The organism is Mesorhizobium sp. LNJC405B00, from assembly GCF_000502615.1.
Lineage (GTDB): Bacteria > Pseudomonadota > Alphaproteobacteria > Rhizobiales > Rhizobiaceae > Mesorhizobium.
Genome location: NZ_AYWC01000001.1, coordinates 627,179 through 644,468 on the forward strand (window position 1 = coordinate 627,179; position 17,290 = coordinate 644,468).

At 64.1% G+C, this 17,290-nt stretch carries 17 protein-coding genes; 6 read left to right on the forward strand and 11 right to left on the reverse strand.

Features of this window, described 5'->3' with window-relative positions; all coding sequences use genetic code 11:
• Window positions 1-99: 99 nt before the first annotated feature.
• Window positions 100-987 carry a GNAT family N-acetyltransferase gene (locus X756_RS162110; RefSeq protein WP_027049733.1) on the forward strand — a complete coding sequence of 296 codons (888 nt, stop codon included), beginning with the start codon at window positions 100-102 and terminating at the stop codon, window positions 985-987.
• A 118-nt stretch (window positions 988-1,105) separates the two neighbouring features.
• On the opposite strand, the gene X756_RS162105 is transcribed toward X756_RS162110, so the two are convergent.
• Together X756_RS162105 and grpE are read right to left on the reverse strand one after the other, a co-directional pair.
• On the reverse strand, window positions 1,106-1,738 hold the full coding sequence (locus tag X756_RS162105) for a trimeric intracellular cation channel family protein (RefSeq protein ID WP_023728537.1): 633 nt from the start codon (window positions 1,736-1,738) through the stop codon (window positions 1,106-1,108).
• Between the two features lie 126 nt (window positions 1,739-1,864).
• Entirely contained in the window at window positions 1,865-2,494 is a 630-nt protein-coding gene (grpE, locus tag X756_RS162100; RefSeq protein ID WP_023691975.1) for a nucleotide exchange factor GrpE, read from the reverse strand.
• A gap of 259 nt (window positions 2,495-2,753) precedes the next feature.
• On the opposite strand from grpE, the gene X756_RS162095 reads away from it, so the two are divergent.
• Together X756_RS162095 and X756_RS162090 are read left to right on the forward strand one after the other, a co-directional pair.
• Window positions 2,754-2,954 carry a hypothetical protein gene (locus tag X756_RS162095; RefSeq protein WP_084569823.1) on the forward strand — a complete coding sequence of 67 codons (201 nt, stop codon included), beginning with the start codon at window positions 2,754-2,756 and terminating at the stop codon, window positions 2,952-2,954.
• 84 nt (window positions 2,955-3,038) lie between these two features.
• On the forward strand, window positions 3,039-4,061 hold the full coding sequence (locus X756_RS162090; RefSeq protein WP_023691976.1) for a fatty acid desaturase: 1,023 nt from the start codon (window positions 3,039-3,041) through the stop codon (window positions 4,059-4,061).
• A 146-nt stretch (window positions 4,062-4,207) separates the two neighbouring features.
• Here X756_RS162090 and X756_RS1000000170310 read toward each other — a convergent pair whose 3' ends face one another.
• From X756_RS1000000170310 to cysG, 6 genes are all read right to left on the reverse strand, one after another.
• Window positions 4,208-4,330, reverse strand: coding sequence for a hypothetical protein (locus X756_RS1000000170310; RefSeq protein ID WP_023728539.1), 123 nt, complete (start codon window positions 4,328-4,330; stop codon window positions 4,208-4,210).
• Between the two features lie 42 nt (window positions 4,331-4,372).
• Window positions 4,373-4,906: a DUF934 domain-containing protein gene (locus X756_RS162085; RefSeq protein WP_023686582.1), complete on the reverse strand. Its 534-nt coding sequence runs from the start codon at window positions 4,904-4,906 to the stop codon at window positions 4,373-4,375.
• A 116-nt stretch (window positions 4,907-5,022) separates the two neighbouring features.
• The gene (locus X756_RS162080) at window positions 5,023-5,787 is read right to left on the reverse strand and encodes a phosphoadenylyl-sulfate reductase (RefSeq protein ID WP_023691979.1); all 765 of its coding nucleotides are present in this window, start codon (window positions 5,785-5,787) and stop codon (window positions 5,023-5,025) included.
• Window positions 5,762-7,432, reverse strand: coding sequence for a nitrite/sulfite reductase (locus X756_RS162075; RefSeq protein ID WP_023683051.1), 1,671 nt, complete (start codon window positions 7,430-7,432; stop codon window positions 5,762-5,764). Before X756_RS162075 ends, X756_RS162080 begins: the two co-directional genes overlap by 26 nt.
• 35 nt (window positions 7,433-7,467) lie before the next feature.
• Entirely contained in the window at window positions 7,468-7,761 is a 294-nt protein-coding gene (locus tag X756_RS162070; protein ID WP_023728540.1) for a DUF2849 domain-containing protein, read from the reverse strand.
• A complete protein-coding gene (cysG, locus tag X756_RS162065; protein ID WP_023728541.1) occupies window positions 7,758-9,209 on the reverse strand; it encodes a siroheme synthase CysG in 1,452 nt (483 codons plus the stop codon). The genes X756_RS162070 and cysG overlap by 4 nt, the downstream gene beginning before the upstream one ends.
• Before the next feature lie 417 nt (window positions 9,210-9,626).
• Between cysG and X756_RS162060 the strand changes: the two genes are divergently transcribed.
• Window positions 9,627-10,079 carry a host attachment family protein gene (locus tag X756_RS162060; RefSeq protein ID WP_023686586.1) on the forward strand — a complete coding sequence of 151 codons (453 nt, stop codon included), beginning with the start codon at window positions 9,627-9,629 and terminating at the stop codon, window positions 10,077-10,079.
• 184 nt (window positions 10,080-10,263) lie between these two features.
• Window positions 10,264-12,054, forward strand: coding sequence for a YbaL family putative K(+) efflux transporter (ybaL, locus tag X756_RS162055; RefSeq protein WP_023728542.1), 1,791 nt, complete (start codon window positions 10,264-10,266; stop codon window positions 12,052-12,054).
• A 21-nt stretch (window positions 12,055-12,075) separates the two neighbouring features.
• On the opposite strand, the gene X756_RS162050 is transcribed toward ybaL, so the two are convergent.
• Window positions 12,076-12,885, reverse strand: coding sequence for a helix-turn-helix transcriptional regulator (locus X756_RS162050; protein ID WP_023728543.1), 810 nt, complete (start codon window positions 12,883-12,885; stop codon window positions 12,076-12,078).
• Between the two features lie 111 nt (window positions 12,886-12,996).
• Here X756_RS162050 and X756_RS162045 point away from each other — a divergent pair, with 111 nt between their 5' ends.
• The gene (locus X756_RS162045; protein WP_023712327.1) at window positions 12,997-13,917 is read left to right on the forward strand and encodes a zinc-binding dehydrogenase; all 921 of its coding nucleotides are present in this window, start codon (window positions 12,997-12,999) and stop codon (window positions 13,915-13,917) included.
• A gap of 15 nt (window positions 13,918-13,932) precedes the next feature.
• Here X756_RS162045 and X756_RS162040 read toward each other — a convergent pair whose 3' ends face one another.
• Window positions 13,933-14,685, reverse strand: a complete 753-nt coding sequence (locus tag X756_RS162040) for an SDR family oxidoreductase (protein WP_023669777.1) — start codon at window positions 14,683-14,685, stop codon at window positions 13,933-13,935.
• A gap of 130 nt (window positions 14,686-14,815) precedes the next feature.
• Entirely contained in the window at window positions 14,816-17,092 is a 2,277-nt protein-coding gene (locus X756_RS162035) for a transglycosylase domain-containing protein (protein WP_023728544.1), read from the reverse strand.
• Window positions 17,093-17,290 lie beyond the last annotated feature (198 nt).

Consider the following 17,290-nt stretch of genomic DNA (forward strand, 5'->3'; position numbering starts at 1 on the left):
AAGTATTGCCCGTCGCGCCGTATCACGGTACTGTCACAATCCTGTTGCACCTACACCGTATCCCCGTGCCAAGAGGGATGGCTCGAAGGAGAATCACTCGTGCATACAGTTATGCCGGAATGTGACACTCGGCCCAGCGCAGGCGGCGCTTTGCTCGCCGCGCGGAACGCCGATGCCGTCGCAACAGGCGCACCGCTGGGCCGTATCGGCAATCTCGAAGTGCGGCTTGCCCGCAATGAGGCCGAAATCGCCGCCGCCCAGGAAGTGCGCTACCGGGTGTTTTATGACGAGCTTGGCGCCAGGAAGGACCTGTTCCAGGCGCAGGACCGGCGCGACGCCGACCGCTTCGACCCGCTGTGCGACCATCTCCTCGTGCTGGACACTTCGATCTCCGGCCCCGAGCATCGCCGCATCGTCGGCACTTACCGCCTGCTGCGGCAAGAGATTGCCGCGACCGCCGGCGGCTTCTATTCCGAAGGCGAGTTCGAACTGACCAAGCTGATCGCCCGCCATCCTGGCCAGCGCTTCCTTGAGCTCGGCCGCTCCTGCGTGCTGCCGGAATACCGCTCGAAGCGCACCATCGAGGCGCTGTGGCAAGGCATCTGGGCCTACATCAACCACTATGAGATCGGCGTGATGACCGGTTGTGCCTCGTTCCCTGGCACGGTGCCGGCTGCGCATGCCGAGGCGCTCACCTACCTTGCCCATCACTGCCGGACCAACTCCGCCTGGGATGTGCGGGCGGTCTCCGGGCGCTATTGCTCGATGGACCTGATGCCGATCGAGGCGGTCAACGCCAAGGCGGCGATTGCGGCCATGCCGCCGTTGGTCAAGGGCTATCTGCGCGTCGGCGCCCGCATCGGCGACGGCTGCGTCATCGACCGTGAGTTCTCCACCGTCGATGTGTTCGTGGTGATGCCGGTCAAGGAAATCGGCGCCCGCTACGTCAACTATTATGGCGGGGAAGCGCAGCGCTTTGCGGCGTGAGGCAGTAGGCAGTAGGCAGTAGGCAGTAGGCAGTAGTGAAGGCTGCCGCGAATGCTGACTACCGACTATTCTATTCCCTATTCCCTATTCCCTATTCCCTATTCCCTAATCCCTCTCCCTACGGAATATCCTCCGGTCGCCGTTCCGGGCGGCTCTTGTAGGACGGAAAGGTCCAGCCGAATTTCAGCGCGCCGCCGCGCACCAGGAAAGCCGCGACGAAGCCGGCGATATCCGAGGCGAGCGGCGGCAGGCCGGCAAGATCGCCAAGTGTGTAGAGGCCGGCGCCCGCGAGTGCGGCGGTGACGTAGATTTCGGGCCTGAGCAGCACCGATGGCTCGCTGGCCAGCAGATCGCGCAGGATGCCGCCGAACGTAGCGGTCAGCACGCCCATAACAACGGAGACGACCGGCGAGCCGGTGATGGCCAGCCCCTTGGCCGCGCCCATTACCGAAAAGGCCGCCAATCCGATGGCGTCGAGCCAGAGCAGCCATTTCCAGCGGGATTCGACGCGGTGAGCGATGAAGAAGACCAGCACCGCAACCGCCGCGCAAACCAGCACATAGCCGGAGTTGGCGACCCAAAAGACGGGCAGGTTGAGGATGACGTCGCGAAGCGTGCCGCCGCCAATGCCGGTGACGCTGGCCAGAAACAGGAAGCCGATAATGTCGAGCTGCTTGCGCGAAGCCGCCAACGCCCCGGTCGCGGCAAAGACGGCGACGCCGGCATAGTCGAGGAGGTCGATGGGTGTCAGGGACATGAGGTAGTAGGGATTGGGAATTAGGGAAAGTATGAATAACACGAAGCCGCGCGATTGATACGCCTGCCTATTCCCTATTCCCTATTCCCTATTCCCTATTCCCTACTGCCTATTCCCTACTCACGCATCCTTCTCGGCCTGCTCGTTCACCGGCCCCGGCTCGACCGGCGCTTCGGTGGCCGCGATCTTGGGGCCGCCCTTGGCGACCCCGACCATGGCCGGCCGCAGCACGCGCTCGCCGATCGAATAGCCCGGCTGCACGACCTGGACGACCGTGTTGGCCGGCACATCGGGATTGGGCACTTCGAACATCGCCTGGTGGAAATTCGGGTCGAACTTCTCACCTTCCGGTTCGAGCTTCTTCACCCCATGCCGTTCCAGCGTCGACAGCATGGCGCGCTCGGTGATCTCGACGCCGTCGATCAGCGCCTTGAAGCCGGCATCTCCGGCCGCTTTCGCCTCGGCGGGGATAGCATCGAGCGCGCGGCGCAGATTGTCCGACACCGACAGCATGTCGCGGGCGAAATTGGCCACCGCATAGGCGCGCGCATCATGCACGTCGCGGGCGGTGCGGCGGCGCAGATTCTCCATCTCGGCTGCGACGCGCAGCGCGCGGTCCTTCAGCTCCTCGTTTTCCTTCAGCAGCCGCACCAGCGCTTCATAGTCGCCGTCGATGCCGCCTTGCGTGCGCTCGGCCTCGGCCGTTTCGATATCCTCGGGCGCGCGTTCGTCTTTTGTCTGGTCGCTCATCGCCATTTCCCGTCATTCGAATGGTTTGGATTTGCGCCCGATATCGAGGTTTGGCGGCCAAAAATCAAGGGGCAAGCCAAGAAGGACGCCCAACAGCAGACAATGTTGCGGGCTGCCCGTCGGACTTGGTGCGGGACGCAAAGACGTTCAGAATTAATTCAAACTTTACCGTAACGGCAGCCTTTGCTTGCCAATACCCCGCTATGGGGAACCATTCAAAGCTTGGAGGAGTTTTGAAACCGACACAGGATTTGAGATCATGGACCGCAATACTGGCAACAGAAGCGAAGAGTTCGCCGCCGACATCAGGCGCCAGTTCGGCACCGAGGCGACGACGCGCTTCTTGCGCACCTTGCCGGCCTTCCGCACCGAGGCCGACATTCCCGCCCGTTTCCGGGACCTGCTCGATCGGCTGGACGGCATAGAAGCCAGCATGGCCGGCGGCCAACGCCGTCAATAGCGATGCAATCGCGCGACAATTACGCGCAGTAATTTCGCGTGAGCTTTTCCTTGCAGCAGCGGGACGCCCCGCCTATGCTTCCTGATGAACATGATTTCCCCCGAGACGGCCGCCAACAGCAAGCGCGCCTGGTTGAAGATCCTGGCGCGCTACAAGAAGCCCGACCGGCGACGCAGCACTCTTGAACTCGCCATCACCCTTATTCCTTTCGTTACGCTGTGGGCTCTGTCTTCGGCAGCCTATTCCTATGGCCACTGGTGGGGCTTGATCCTGATCCTTCCCGCCGCCGGTTTTCTGGTGCGGATCTTCATGATCCAGCACGATTGCGGCCACGGCTCCTTCTTCGCCAACCGCACTGCCGACGACTGGATCGGCCGCGCGCTCGGCGTGCTGACGCTGACCCCTTACGATTGCTGGCGGCGCGCGCACGCCACCCATCACGCCAGCGCCGGCAATCTTGACGAGCGCGGCATGGGCGATATCAGGACGTTGACGGTTGCTGAATACCGGCAGCTGTCTTGGCGGGGACGCCTTGCCTATCGTCTCTACCGCCATCCCCTGGTGATGTTCGGCCTCGGGCCGATCTGGCTGTTCATCTTCGAGCAGAGGCTGCCCGTCGGCATGATGCGCGGCGGCCTGACGCCCTGGGTGTCGTCGATGACCACCAATCTCGGCATCGCGGTTGCGGCAGCGCTGCTTATCTGGCTGGTCGGCCCCGGCGCTTTCCTGATCGTCCATTTGCCGATCGTGATCCTGGCCGGATCGGCCGGCATCTGGCTGTTCTACGTCCAGCACCAGTTCGAGGAGACGGAATGGGCGAAGGACGAAGAGTGGGAATTCCAGCGTGCCGCCCTGCACGGCTCGTCCTATTACGATTTGCCGCCGGTGCTGAACTGGTTCACCGGCAATATCGGCGTCCATCACGTGCACCATCTCTCGGCCAAGGTGCCGGGGTACCGGTTGCAGGAAGTGCTGCGCGACTATCCGGAATTGCGCGGCATCGGCCGCGTCACGCTTCTCGACAGCCTGCGCTGCGTCAAGCTGGCGCTATGGGACGAGAATCGCCGCAAGCTGATCTCGTTTCGCGAAGCGCGGGCCTTGGCCTAAAAGCATTCCAGCAAAGTGAAGCGGTTTTCCCGGGAAAACCGCGCAGCGCTTTCCCTCGGGATCGCATAAAACAAGAAATAAACCGCCGCACCAAAGGGGCGGCTGCATCTCCCAGAAGATCTGCTCAGGTTGCCTTGCGCTCCGCATCAGGACCTTGCAGCCCTGATCACGTCAGCCGCCTTTTCGGCGATCATGATGGTCGCTGCATTGGTGTTGCCGCCGATCAGCGCGGCTTCCTCCCTGGCGGATACTTCCGTCCGGACAGCCAAGAGATCACAGTCTTTGTAAAGACAGGCGAAATTACCGCTGCGTCAGCTGTTGCGAACGCGCCGCCAGGAGTATTTCGGCCCCTTCGGCTCCGACGCTTCGGTCGGCTGATAGTAAAGGCCCAGCCCGCCTGTGCGGCCTTCTTCGAGGCGCTTCAGCAGAACCGGGTTGGAGATTTCGAACTCGTCGAAGCCGAGGCGCAGCATATGCGGCAGCTGGTCGACGAGCACCTGGCCAGTGGCGCGGACCGCGCCCTCGAAATGGTAGCGGCTGCGCAGCAATTCGCCCTTGGAAAACGAGCGGCCGTCGCTGAAGGCCGGGAAGGCCAGCGCCACCAGCGACAGCTGGTCGAGCAGATCCACAATCTTTTCCAGCTGGTCGCCGGGCTGCAGCGCGACGCCAAGCCGCTCCTTGGCCGAGCGCCGCACTTCGGCATCGAGGCCGAGAAATGCCTGCAACGGCAGGATGAAGCGGCCATTGCCCGCCAGTGCATCCGCACTTTCGGCATGTGTCCACTCGTCCTCGCGAAAACCCGTCCGGGTCCAGAGGCGGGTCTCCGCTGTCGTCGGTTCAGTCATCGAAAATTCCTAAAAGCCCCAAAATCGAAGTCCGCGAAAGCCGGTCCACACGAAACCGGCGGCCTCCGGGCGGAAGCCGCCGTTGCAGGCCAACCTCACCTGAATATCACCATAGCTTAAAGGGATGCGTCGGTCAGCGACACTTCCAGTCCCGACAGATGGATGCCGCACTCGGTCTTGGCATGACCGGCCCAGCGTCCGCTGCGCGCATCTTCGCCCGGCTGCACCGGCTGCGTGCATGGGAAGCAGCCGATCGACAGATAGCCGTACGCAACCAGCGGATTTTCGCGCAGCGCATGCGCGCGCATGTAGTCGGCCTGATCGGATGTCGTCCAGTGCGCCAGCGGATTGATGCGTACGCGCGGGCCGACCGCCTCGAACACCGGCAGCGCGGCTCGCGTCGCCGCCTGGAAGCGCTTGCGGCCGGTCAGCCAGGCCCGGAAGGGGGCGACGCCGCGCGCCAGCGGCTCGACCTTGCGCACGTCGCAGCAGGCATCGGTATTGCTCTGGTGCAGATTGCCGGTCGGATCGACCCGCTCGAGCGCCGCGTCTTCGGGCTTGATCACCCTGATGTTGGTCAGCCCGAAATCGGCGACCAGCGCATCGCGATAGCCCAGCGTCTCTTCGAAATGCTTGCCGGTGTCCAGGAAGATGACCGGCAGCGTGCGGTCGACCTTGGCGATCATATGCAGCAGGACGGCGGAATCCGCGCCGAAGGACGACACGGCGGCGATCTCGTCATGAAACAATTCGCTCGCCGCGCGTTCGATGATGTCGAGCGGGCTCAGATGTCCATACAGCGCGTCGAAGCCCGCCGCTTTGGCGGCGATGCTGTCGTCGACGTCGAGGATGCGGTCAAGCGGCCTTGGTTTCGCCAGCATAGAGCGCCTCCTTGAACGGCGCGGGACCGACACGGCGATAGGCGTCGATAAAACGTTCACTGGGACCGAGCCGAAGGCCGAGATAGGTGTCGACGATCTGCTCGATGGCGTCGGTGATCTCTTCCGAAGAGAAGCCGCGGCCGATGATTTCGCCAACCGAGGTGTTCTCGTCGGCCGATCCGCCAAGCGTCACCTGGTAGAGCTCGGAGCCCTTCTTCTCGACGCCGAGGATACCGATATGGCCGACATGGTGGTGGCCGCAGGCATTGATGCAGCCGGAAATCTTCAGCTTCAATTCGCCGATCTCGCGCTGCCGCTCCAGCGAGGCGAAGCGAAGCGAAATCTCCTGCGCGATCGGGATCGAGCGCGCCGTCGCCAGCGCGCAATAGTCGAGGCCAGGGCACGCGATAATATCGCTGATCAGGTTGGAATTGGCCGTCGCCAGACCAATATCGACCAGCGCATCATAGACAGCCTTGAGATCGGCGCGCGCCACATGCGGCAGGATCAGGTTCTGCTCATGGCTGACGCGCAGTTCGTCGAACGCGTATTTCTCGGCGATGTCGGCGACCGCTTCCATCTGGCTGTCGGTGGCATCGCCCGGCACCTCGCCGATGCCTTTCAGCGAGATCGTCACCGCGGCATAGTCGGGATGGCGATGCGTCACGACATTCTGGTCGAGCCAATCCGAGAAGCTTTTGGAATCGAGCCGCGCCAGCTTGATCGCCGCGTCGCCTTCCGGCCGGGCGGTCAGTGCCGGCGGCGCGAAATAGGCGTCGATGGCACGGATGTCGGCTTCCGGCAGCTTCAGCTCGGCGTCCTTCAGCTCCTGCCATTCGGCCTCGACCTGGCGGGTGATTTCCTCGACGCCTGTCTCGTGGACGAGGATCTTGATGCGCGCCTTGTACTTGTTGTCGCGGCGGCCATAGAGGTTGTACACGCGCAGGATCGCCGTGCAGTAGGACAGCAGGTCGGCTTCCGGCAGGAAGTCGCGGATCTTGCGCGCCACCATCGGCGTGCGGCCCTGGCCGCCACCGACATAGACGGCAAAGCCGAGCTCGCCGGCGGCGTTCTTCTTCAGATGCAGACCGATATCATGCGTCTGGATGGCGGCGCGGTCGCGCTCGGCCCCGGTCACCGCGATCTTGAACTTGCGCGGCAGGAACGAGAATTCCGGATGCACAGACGACCATTGCCGCAGGATCTCGGCATAGGGGCGCGGATCAGCGACCTCGTCGGCGGCGGCGCCGGCAAAATGATCGGCGGTGACGTTGCGGATGCAATTGCCGCTGGTCTGGATGGCATGCATCTCGACGCTGGCGAGATCGGCCAGGATCGCCGGAATGTCGGACAGCGCCGGCCAGTTGAACTGGATGTTCTGGCGCGTGGTGAAATGGCCGTAGCCCTTGTCGTATTTGCGCGCGATGTGGCCGAGCATGCGCAACTGGGCGCTGTTCAGCGTGCCATAGGGCACCGCGATGCGCAGCATGTAGGCGTGCAGCTGCAGGTAGACGCCGTTCATCAGCCGCAGCGGCCGGAACTGATCCTCGGTGATCTCGCCGGACAGCCGGCGTTCGACCTGGTCGCTGAACTCGGCGACGCGGGCTTGGACAAAATCGTGGTCGAACTCATCGTAGCGGTACATGTTTCGTCTTTCAGGGCGCGTCCGCCCGTATTTTGTTACGCTGCCCGCGCAGCCTGCTTGCCCAGATCTTCCCGGATGGTCGGGCCGGCGGCGCGGATCTTTTCGCGCAGCCGCACCGGCACGACGATGCCATTGACGACTTCAGCGTCGATCAGATTGACGTCGACAACCTGATTGTTGGCGTTGGCCTTGGCGCCGATTGCTTCCAGCCTGTCCTCTGCCGCTTGGTCTTGGGCAAGGTCGGCATGGTCGACCGTCTCGGCCCAGCCGCCGTCGGCGTACCAGACGGCGATGCCGTCGGAGAGGCGGTTTGCGGTCAGTATCTTCATGGCTCGACCTCTGCGCCGGCCGCGTTGGCGGCGCCCTCATAGTTATGTGCCGCGAGCGGCTCGGAACGTTCAAAGTTGGCGCCGGCAACCGCGTCGCCGATGATGGTCATCACCGGACCGGCCAGATCGGTGCGCGCTTCCAGCGACGGCAAATCGGCCAGCGTGCCGTGGAAACGGCGGCGGTTCTGCAAGCTGGCATTCTCGACCACGGCAACCGCCGTGTCCGGCGACAGGCCGGCCTCGATCAGCCGCCCGGCGACTTCGGCGGCGACCGAGCGGCCCATATAGACGGCGACGGTGGCGCCGGAAATGGCGAGCTTGGCCCAATCCGGCAGCGAATTGCCCTTCAGATCATGGCCGGTGGTGAACACCATCGACGAGGAGACGCCGCGCAGCGTCAGCGGCAGCTCGAAGTCGGCGGCGGCGGCAAAGGCGGCGGTGACGCCGGGGACGACATCATAGGCGATGCCGGCATCGCGCAGTGCGGCCATCTCCTCGCCGGCGCGGCCGAACACCAGCGGGTCGCCCGACTTCAGCCGCACGACGCGCTTGCCCTGCCTGCCAAGCTCGACCAGCAGCGCATTGATCTCGGCCTGGCTCTTGGTGTGGCATCCCTTGCGTTTTCCGACCGGCAGCCGCTCGGCGTCGCGGCGGCCCATGGCGACGATCGCCTCCGGCACCAACGCGTCATAGACGATGACGTCGGCTTCCATCAAAAGCCGATGCGCGCGCAGCGTCAGAAGATCCTCAGCACCTGGCCCGGCGCCGACCAGGGCGATATGGCCCGAAGCCGGAGCCTTCGACAGCAACAGATCGGCGGCGGCGTCATGCGCCTGCGAAAGCTCGCCGGCTTCGACGGCGCGCGCCGGTGCACCCTGGAAAAAACTGCTCCAGAACTGGCGGCGGGCGTTGCCTTTCGGCAGCAGCTTTTCGGCGGCACCCCGGAACGAGGCGGCAAGCGCTGCCAGCGGCCCGAGCGACGGCGACAGCATGCGGTCGATGCGGCTGCGCAGCATCTGCGCCAGCACCGGACCCGCGCCTTCCGTGCCGATGGCGATGGCGACCGGGGCGCGGTTGACCAGCGCCGGGGTGAAGAAATCGCACAGCTCCGGCCGGTCGACGGCATTGACCGGAATGCCAAGGCGGCGCGCATCGTCGGCGACGCGGCGGTCGAGCCTCTCGTCGCCGCTGGCGGCAAACACCAAGACCGCGCCTTCGAGATGCGCGGCGTCGTAGGGGGCGTCGACACGGATGGCGCCGGTCGCGGCGATGAAGCTCAGCAATTCGGCGTCGGCAACATCGGCGATGATGCGAAGCACAGCACTTGACTGATCGAGCAGCCGCGCCTTGGCCAATGCTTCGCCTCCGCCGCCGACGATGGCCACGGCTTCGCCTTCGACCCGCATGAAGACCGGGAACGCGGTGAGCTTGGGATTGGCGTGCGGCATGACGAACAGATTCCGGAACAATTCGGCAGTTTTAGGCGCGGACGCGAAAAAGCTGAAGGAACCCACTCGCGCATCCCCTGACGGGAGGCAATCGGTTTTCCGCAAGCCAAGGGGCCAAGAGAAAAATATTCCACATCCGCATATCAGGCGGATTCAAGCTGCTGCCGCAGGCTTTGTTCTGCGGCTCTTTTATCCGGGAGCCCGCCAAGCTGCAAAATTATTTTTTCTAAATTCTACCAATCTAGTAGATTAAAGCGTCACCTCGGACATTGCTCCGATAGATGATAGATCGGGCTTGATATGGCTGCGTGCGATCTCGGCGAACGAAGTGGAACGTTCCCGCTTCGCCACGCGTTCTGCCCCTGCCGCAACAGACAATCGTCGGCTGGATTTGAACCTTCAAACAGGAGCCCGCAAATGAGCAAGATCAACCTGAAACATGGCCTTCTGGTCATGGTGGCCGATGGCGAGAAAGCGCTGTTCCTGAAGAACGAGGGCGACAATCTCTATCCGCACCTGCAGCTCTTCCAAGAGATGAACCAGGACAATCCGGCAACGCGCGAACAAGGCAGCGACAGTCCCGGCCGCTACAATGACGGCCCCTCCGTGCATCGCAGCGCGGTTGAGGAAACCGACTGGCACCGGCAGGGCAAGGAACGCTTTGCCGAAGAGATCGCGGACCGGCTCTACAAGCTCGCCCATCACGGCATCTTCGACGACATCGTGCTGGTCGCGCCACCGCTGGTGCTCGGCACCATGCGCAAGAAATTGCACAAGGAAGTCACCGACAAGGTGCAGGCGGAGATCCCAAAGACACTGACCAACCGCCCGCTGATCGACATCGAGGCCATGCTGCAGCAGGCAGCCTGACGCTATCTCATAGATCATTCGCGCGCGCAGCGTTTTCGCTGCGCGCGCCTTTCGTTTTTCGGCGCCTCTGGCCACCAATTTACGTCTCGCGGGTTGCGTCGCCCGCACCCCCTCCACCATATTGCAAAGGCGGCGGCTGCGGGCGGCGCACACCCGACATTTCCCGAAAGGCGCTCCATAGACAATGCCGCATGACACGCCCCTTATCGCCACCATCGTCGCCGGTCTGGGGCTGGCATTCATCTTCGGGGCGCTCGCCAACCGTTTTCGCATCCCGCCGCTGGTCGGCTATCTCGTCGCCGGCGTGCTGGTCGGACCGAACACGCCGGGTTTCGTCGCCGATGCCGGCCTTGCCAATGAGTTGGCCGAAATCGGCGTCATCCTGCTCATGTTCGGCGTCGGCCTGCATTTCTCGCTGAAGGACCTTCTCTCCGTCCGCGCCATCGCCGTACCCGGCGCCATCGTCCAGATCGGCTTTGCCACCGCGCTGGGCGCCGGCCTTGCCTGGATGCTCGGCTGGTCGATGGGCGCCGGCCTGGTCTTCGGCCTGGCGCTTTCCGTCGCGTCCACAGTGGTGCTGTTGCGCGCGTTGCAGGAGCGACGGCTGATCGAGACCGAGCGCGGCCGCATCGCCGTCGGCTGGCTGATCGTCGAGGACCTCGCCATGGTGCTGGCGCTGGTGCTTTTGCCGGCGTTGGCCGGCGTGCTCGGCGGCCAGCCGCAGGTCGATGACCATGCGAGCCTTTTGTCGCTGCCGGCCAGCTACGGCATCTGGGGCGTCGTCGGCCTCACGCTCGCCAAGGTCGCCGCCTTCGTCATCGTCATGCTGGTGGTCGGCCGCCGGGTCATTCCGTGGATCCTGCATTACGTCGCCCATACCGGCTCGCGCGAACTGTTCCGGCTGGCGGTGCTGGCGATCGCGCTCGGCGTCGCATTCGGCGCCGCCAAACTGTTCGGCGTCTCGCTGGCGCTCGGTGCCTTCTTCGCCGGCATGATCATGAGCGAATCCGAGCTCAGCCACCGCGCGGCGGAGGAATCACTGCCGCTGCGCGACGCCTTCTCGGTGCTGTTCTTCGTCTCGGTCGGCATGCTGTTCGATCCGTTCAGCCTGATGAGCAATGGCTGGCCGATCCTGGCGACGCTGGCCATCATCGTCATCGGCAAGTCGCTGGCCGCCTTCGTTATCGTCATCGCCTTCCGCTATCCGCTGGGAACCGCCTTGATGATCTCGGCCAGCCTCGCGCAGATCGGCGAATTCTCCTTCATCCTGGCCGAGCTCGGCGTCGGGCTGAAGCTGTTGCCCGAACAGGGACGCGAACTGATCCTGGCAGGCGCCATCCTGTCGATCCTGGTCAATCCGCTGATGTTCCTCGCCCTCGACTGGATGAAGCCATGGCTGGACGCGCGCGCCGCCAAGGCAGCACCACCGGAAGAGGCCAAGCCGGTCGGCCCGGCGACGCAGCCCGGACAAGTGGCCTCGGTGGCCGCCGCGGCAAAAGAGAATGGCCCACCGCCACGCACAACGCTTTCGGGCCACACCATCCTGATCGGCTACGGCCGCGTCGGCAGCCTGGTCGGCGCGGCGCTGAAACAGGCATCGCTACCGTTCCTGGTCATCGAGGACGCCGACAAGACGCTGGCGAGGCTCAGAGACGACGGCGTCGAAATCGTCTCCGGCAATGCGGCCAGTGCGGGCGTGTTTGCCGCCGCCAATCCGCAGGGGGCCAAACGCTTGATCCTTGCCATCCCCAACGCCTTCGAGGCGGGGCAGGTCGTGCTCAGGGCACGCGCCGCCAACCCCGGCATCAACGTCATCGCACGCGCCCATTCCGATGCCGAGGTAGAGCATCTCAAGGGGCTCGGCGCCGACACGGTCATCATGGGCGAACGCGAAATCGCCCGCGGCATCGTGCAAGAAGTGCTGGAGCAAAAGCCGATGCCGCGCCCCGAAGCCATTGAGCCCTCCCCGGCCTGAGGCTTGCCACAGGCGCATCGATCATCCAACGAAGGCGGAGCCGCCATTGTGCGCGACGCTGGCGAGATACTTTGCCGGCGGCTTGCCAAGCGCCTTCTTGAACATGGTGATGAAGGCGGTGACGGAGCCATAGCCAAGATCGCCTGAAACCTGCTGCACGCTGGCACCCGAGGCCAGCTCCCTTATGGCGACGATCAGGTGCAATTGCTGGCGCCAGCGGCCGAAGCTCAGTCCGGTCTGCTTCACCACAAGACGGGCGAGACTGCTTTCTGAGAGCGCGACGCGACTGGCCCACTCTGCAAGCGTGCTGCGGTCGGCAGGGTCTTGCGCCAACGCATCGGCGATCCGCCGCAAGCGCGGCTCGGCGGAGATCGGCAGATGCAGCTGCTGGACCGGCATGCGCGGCAGTTCGGAGAGCAGGATCGTGGTCAGGAGCACGTCCCTCGCCTCATCCTCCTCCACGCGATCGGCCAGCTCGATGATCAGTTCGCGCAACAATGGCGAGATCGACAGCGTGCAGCAGCGGTCCGGCAGATCGGCGGCTCCCGGCTCGATATAGACGAAGAAAATCCGCGCATTGGCGGTGGCGATATTGCTGTGTCCCATGCCACCGGGAATCCACACCCCGCAATGCGGCGGCACCATCCACAGACCGCTTTGGACGCGGCAAGTGACGCCACCGCCGAGCGCGAAGACGAGCTGGCCCTTGCGGTGCCAATGGGCGGCGACTTCCGCTTTGGTTTCGGTGACATCGACGCGCACGGCAATCGCAGGTGCCTGCACATCATCGACATCGAAATTGACCCAGGGGTAGCGGAGCGGCTGCCTCATGATTGATGGCTTTCAGCGACTATTCGCCGTGATAGCTAAATTCTTGGATGCGGGAAGTCGATAGACTCTGGTTCGTGGCTGGCATGTCACAAACCGGCAGGAAGGCTTCCCATGCGCGCGCTTGTCATCTCTCCCGAGAGCATCACCCGGATCAGTCTCGCCGAGGTCGAGGACCCTCGGCCCCTCCCCAACGAAGCGCTTGTCTGCGTCCACGCAACCTCCTTGAACCGCGGTGAATTGCGCCTGCTCACCATACGCCCGGAAGGCTGGATACCTGGCCAGGACGTGGTTGGAGTAATCAAGCGGGCGGCAGCCGATGGCTCCGGGCCTGCCGTCGGCGCCCGGGTTGTGGCTTTGGTCGACGAGGCCGGCTGGGCCGAACAGGTCGCCGTTCCGACCGACCGCCTCGCCGTCATCCCGGACGAGGTCAGCTTCGGGTCCGCCGCCACGCTTCCGGTCGCGGGCACGACGGCTCTCAGGGTCTTGCGCCATGGCGGCGACCTCGCGGGACAGCAGGTGTTGATCACCGGCGCCAGCGGCGCGGTCGGCCGTTTCCAGATCCAGATCGCCCGCGAGCAAGGCGCCGCGGTGATTGCAATCGCCGCCGCCCGGCACGCCGAGGATCTCCGCGGTCTTGGTGCTCACGAGGTCGTCGAGTCGATCGAACTGGCCGAAGGGCCATTCTCTCTGATCACCGAGTCGGTCGGCGGCCAAAGCCTCGCCCATGCCATCGACCGCGTCGCCCCCGGCGGCACCATCGTCATGTTCGGTTCGAGCAGCGGCGAACTCACGCCGGTTGGCTTCAGACAGTTCGTTCCGGGCCATGAGGGAGCGAGGCTTCAGACTTTCGCCTACTACACATCCGGTCCAGCCATTGGCGCGGACATCGCCTCGCTGCTCGCTCTGGTCGCGGCTGGCCGGCTGGAAACCCGTGTGTCCATGACCGTGCCGTGGACAGACATCGCCCAGGCTCTGGACGCCCTGCGACAGCGCAGCTTCAGCGGCAAGGCTGTTCTCACCATCGCCGAATGAGCAGTCTGTCAGTGCTCAGACGTGCTGGCCGCCATTGATGTGGATTTCCGAGCCCGTCACATAGGACGCCTGCTGCGAGCACAGGAAGAAGATGATGTCGGCGACTTCCGAGGTGGCGCCAAGGCGCCTGAGTGGGATCGTCTCGACGATCTTGTCGGTGCCAGGCGACAGGATCGCGGTGTCGATCTCGCCCGGCGCAATCGCATTGACGCGGATGCCGTGCGGGCCGAAATCATGCGCCATCTCGCGCGTCAGCGAGCCGAGCGCCGCCTTCGAGGTCGCATAGGCGGTGCCGGCGAAAGGATGCACGCGCGTGCCGGCGATCGAGGTGACGTTGACGATCGAACCTTTCGCTGCAGCAAGCTCCTTGAAGAGGCCCCGCGCGAGCATGATCGGCGCGAAGAAATTCACCTGGAACACATCGCGCCAGACATGCATCGGCGTGTCGATCGAATCCATGCGGCTGTTGCCGTCCTTGAGCTTCGGCGAAATGCCGGCATTGTTGACCAGCGCGTGCAATTGCCCGCCATGCGCTTCCAGCCGGTGACGGATCTCCGAGACGGCGATGCCGACATCCTCCTGGTCGGCGAGATCGACCTTGATGTGGTCCTCTGGGCCGGCCGGCCACGGGCAATCCTCGGCAAAAGCCTGGCGCGAACAGGTGATGACCCGCCAGCCCTCACGCGAAAAGCGCTTGACCGTGGCATGGCCGATGCCGCGGCTGGCTCCGGTCAGCACGATGGTTTTTCTGGTGTCGGTCTCAGCCATGTCTGTCACTCCGGCCGGAGATGTAGCCGAATGCGGCGGAGGTGGCGAGAGGCCGAATTGCCACCGCAGCTCTCATATGAGGAACGGATTGCCAGCTCGCCATTGGTTTGAAGCCAGAATGACGAGCCGCTCAGCCACCGCCGAGAATATCCAGGATTGAGGTTTTCCGCTTCTTGGCCGGGCCGCCGACGCTGCCCGGCGGTACCGGGTGCTTGATGGAGGCCGTGGTGCCGCCGTCGCCCGGCATGTCGAAGCCGTCGGCATCGACCGTTTCGGCCGGACGGCGGACCGGTGCTTGTGCGGGTACAGCAGCAGGTGCCGGCGCGGCAGCAGGCTCCGAACGGCTGACGGCCACGGCAGGCAACGGCGCCGCCTGATTGTTATCGACTGACGGAATATCGTCGGGCACGATGGTGTCGGGCGGCGTCGACTTCCAGGTGCCGGGCAGCGGCCGGACCGGCACACCTTCATGCGCGGCCACCATGAACTCGTGCCAGGCCTGTGCCGGCAGCGCGCCACCGGTGACCTTCTTCATCGGCATGCCGTCATCATTGCCGAACCACACGCCGGTGGTGAGGTTTGCGGTGTAGCCGACGAACCAGGCGTCGCGCGAATTCTGGCTGGTTCCGGTCTTGCCAGCAGACGGCCAGGCGAAGGCCGCCTTCTTCGCCGTGCCGATCTCGACCGTGCCGGTCATCATCGAGTTCATCATGCCGACAATGTTCTGCTTGACGACGCGCGGCGCGCTGCCGCCATTGTCGTCATAGAGCACCTTGCCTTCGGTCGTGGTGATGCGGCGGATGAAATGGATGTCGGGCTTGTAGCCGCCATTGGCGAACGGCACATAGGCCGATGTCAGCTCCAGCGGCGTCACTTCCGAAGTGCCGAGCGCGATCGAGGTGTTGGCGATCAGATCGGACTGGATGCCCATGCGGTGCGCCGCCTCGACCACCGCGTCGGGGCCGACCTCCATGGTCAGCTGTGCCGCGACGGAATTCAGCGATTTCGCCAGCGCGGTCGCCAGCGTTACCTTGCCGAAATATTTGCCGCCATAATTGTCGGGTGTCCACTTGCCGATCCTGATCGGTGCGTCGTTGCGCACGCTGTCGGGCGTGCGACCAGCTTCCAGCGCGGCCATATAGACGAACGGCTTGAACGCCGAGCCCGGTTGACGGCGTGCTTCGGAGGCGCGGTCGAATTGGCTGGTCGAATAGTCGTAGCCGCCGACCATGGCGCGCACAGCGCCGGAATTGTCGATCGACACCAGTGCGCCCTGGCTGACACTGAGCTTCTTGCCGCTCTCGTCGATCAGCCGGCGGATCGACTGTTCAGCGAGCTTCTGCAGGTTGAGGTCGACGGTGGTGTCGACGACGATGTCGCTGCGCACGTCACCAATCAGATCGGGCAATTCTTCCATGATGGTGTCGGCGACATAGTTTTCCGAGCCGGTCCAATAGGACGGCGCGCGCGTTGCCGGCGCGCTCATCGCCGAGGCCAGTTCCTTGGCGCTGATCTTGCCTTCGTCGCGCATGGCGGCCAGCACCAGCTGCGAACGCTCCTCCGCCGCCTTCGGATCCCGCGCCGGCGACAGTCGCGACGGCGCCTTCAAGAGGCCGGCGAGAAGGGCCGCCTCCGACAGAGTGACATCGCGCGCGCTCTTGCCGAAATAGCGACGCGAGGCCGCCTCGACGCCATAGGCGCCGGAGCCGAAATAAACCCGGTTGAGGTACATTTCGAGGATCTGGTCCTTGGTATGCTTGTGCTCCAGCCAGAGCGACAGCAGCACTTCCTGCACCTTGCGCTCCAGCGTGCGGTCGGGCTTCAGGAACAGGTTCTTGGCCAGCTGCTGGGTCAGCGTCGAGCCGCCCTGCGAGAAACGCCGGCCCAGAACATTGGTCACCATGGCGCGCGATAGGCCGATCGGGTCGATGCCGAAATGCGAATAGAAGCGGCGATCCTCGATGGCGATGACGGCTTCCGGAATGTAGGGCGACATTTCGTGCAGGCCGACCGCCTCCCCGCCGCTCATGCCGCGGTTGGCAAGCAGTTGCCCGTCGACCGAGACGATCTTGATGTTGGGCGCGCGGTCGGGGATCGACCAGGTGGTGGCCGCCGGCATCTTGGCGCCGTAATAGACGACAATGCCGGCCACCGCGATGCCGCCCCAGATGCAGAGCACGAAGCACCAGTAGAACATCCGCGCCATCACGCCGAACAGCCCGCGCCGGGGTTTGCCGCGCTTGCCGCGTGACGATGATTTTGCCTTGGAGGTTTTGCGCGCCGAAGATGATTTGCGATTGGCCGGCACGACCCGATCCTCCTCGTTCACCGAAAAACCGGCCGCGGATTTCGCCTTTGGCGATCCCTCGAAGCTGGGTTCGATGCGACTGTCTCTGCGGTTCGCCATGCGTTGCGCTGTCTTCCCGGTGTCAATGGCGCTCGGGTTGGAGGGTAGATGCGGCGGTTTAAGGGCGCGTTAAAGCAGGGTTTATGCACCCTTCTGAAATTCCTTAAGAATTTCTAAAATACGCTGCCGCCAACTGGGTCCGAAAGCCGCATCCTCGCGGCCTGTCTGCCGCAAAAGGCAGAGGCCCTGGCTACCCCG

Bases quoted from the DNA above. Each gene is read 5' to 3' on its own strand.
- X756_RS162035 (WP_023728544.1), bottom strand. From the start codon at position 17,092: ATGGCGAACCGCAGAGACAGTCGCATCGAACCCAGCTTCGAGGGATCG.
- X756_RS162070 (WP_023728540.1), bottom strand. From the start codon at position 7,761: ATGAAGATACTGACCGCAAACCGCCTCTCCGACGGCATCGCCGTCTGG.
- ybaL (WP_023728542.1), top strand. From the start codon at position 10,264: ATGCCGCATGACACGCCCCTTATCGCCACCATCGTCGCCGGTCTGGGG.
- grpE (WP_023691975.1), bottom strand. From the start codon at position 2,494: ATGAGCGACCAGACAAAAGACGAACGCGCGCCCGAGGATATCGAAACG.
- X756_RS162095 (WP_084569823.1), top strand. From the start codon at position 2,754: ATGGACCGCAATACTGGCAACAGAAGCGAAGAGTTCGCCGCCGACATC.
- X756_RS162045 (WP_023712327.1), top strand. From the start codon at position 12,997: ATGCGCGCGCTTGTCATCTCTCCCGAGAGCATCACCCGGATCAGTCTC.
- cysG (WP_023728541.1), bottom strand. From the start codon at position 9,209: ATGCCGCACGCCAATCCCAAGCTCACCGCGTTCCCGGTCTTCATGCGG.
- X756_RS162090 (WP_023691976.1), top strand. From the start codon at position 3,039: ATGAACATGATTTCCCCCGAGACGGCCGCCAACAGCAAGCGCGCCTGG.
- X756_RS162050 (WP_023728543.1), bottom strand. From the start codon at position 12,885: ATGAGGCAGCCGCTCCGCTACCCCTGGGTCAATTTCGATGTCGATGAT.
- X756_RS162085 (WP_023686582.1), bottom strand. From the start codon at position 4,906: ATGACTGAACCGACGACAGCGGAGACCCGCCTCTGGACCCGGACGGGT.
- X756_RS162040 (WP_023669777.1), bottom strand. From the start codon at position 14,685: ATGGCTGAGACCGACACCAGAAAAACCATCGTGCTGACCGGAGCCAGC.
- X756_RS162080 (WP_023691979.1), bottom strand. From the start codon at position 5,787: ATGCTGGCGAAACCAAGGCCGCTTGACCGCATCCTCGACGTCGACGAC.
- X756_RS162075 (WP_023683051.1), bottom strand. From the start codon at position 7,432: ATGTACCGCTACGATGAGTTCGACCACGATTTTGTCCAAGCCCGCGTC.
- X756_RS162060 (WP_023686586.1), top strand. From the start codon at position 9,627: ATGAGCAAGATCAACCTGAAACATGGCCTTCTGGTCATGGTGGCCGAT.